Source organism: Bacillus cereus group sp. BfR-BA-01330, from assembly GCF_022663885.1.
In the GTDB taxonomy this organism is placed as follows: Bacteria; Bacillota; Bacilli; order Bacillales; family Bacillaceae_G; genus Bacillus_A; species Bacillus_A cereus.
The window spans coordinates 1-576 of the sequence record NZ_JAKUGK010000031.1 but is presented as its reverse complement, the minus strand read 5'-3'; the positions used below and the strand labels follow the sequence as shown (position 1 = coordinate 576).

The following is a 576-nucleotide window of genomic DNA, read 5'->3' as shown; positions in this document are numbered from 1 at the left end:
TAACCACTACACCACGGGACCATTTGGTTGCGGGGACAGGATTTGAACCTGCGACCTTCGGGTTATGAGCCCGACGAGCTACCGTGCTGCTCCACCCCGCGACAATATAAAGTTTTAAAAATGGAGGAGGTAGAGGGATTCGAACCCCCGCGCGACTCTCGCCGCCTGTCGGTTTTCAAGACCGATCCCTTCAGCCGAACTTGGGTATACCTCCATGAAGGAAAAAATAAATATTTTATTATTATATGTCTAAACCATTAAAGAAAAAATGGAGGAGGTAGAGGGATTCGAACCCCCGCGCGATTCTCACCGCCTGTCGGTTTTCAAGACCGATCCCTTCAGCCGAACTTGGGTATACCTCCGAGACATATATTAAATAAAGTGGAGCCTAGCGGGATCGAACCGCTGACCTCCTGCGTGCAAGGCAGGCGCTCTCCCAGCTGAGCTAAGGCCCCATGTTTTTTGGGAATATCGGGAAGACAGGATTTGAACCTGCGACCCCCTGGTCCCAAACCAGGTGCTCTACCAAGCTGAGCCACTTCCCGTTAATAAAAGCGCGCCCGAGAGGAGTCGAAC

The 576-nt window shown here is 51.7% G+C and carries 5 tRNA genes; all 5 read right to left on the bottom strand.

The annotated features are described in order from the left end of the window. Positions 1–24: 24 nt before the first annotated feature. Positions 25–101 (bottom strand) — tRNA-Met (locus tag MR112_RS28660). A gap of 20 nt (positions 102–121) precedes the next feature. Next, positions 122–214, bottom strand: a tRNA-Ser gene (locus tag MR112_RS28655). A 55-nt stretch (positions 215–269) separates the two neighbouring features. After that, positions 270–362 (bottom strand) — tRNA-Ser (locus tag MR112_RS28650). Positions 363–382: 20 nt separating this feature from the next. After that, positions 383–455: transfer RNA gene (locus MR112_RS28645), tRNA-Ala, on the bottom strand. A 16-nt stretch (positions 456–471) separates the two neighbouring features. After that, a tRNA-Pro gene (locus MR112_RS28640) sits at positions 472–545 on the bottom strand. Positions 546–576: the final 31 nt, after the last annotated feature.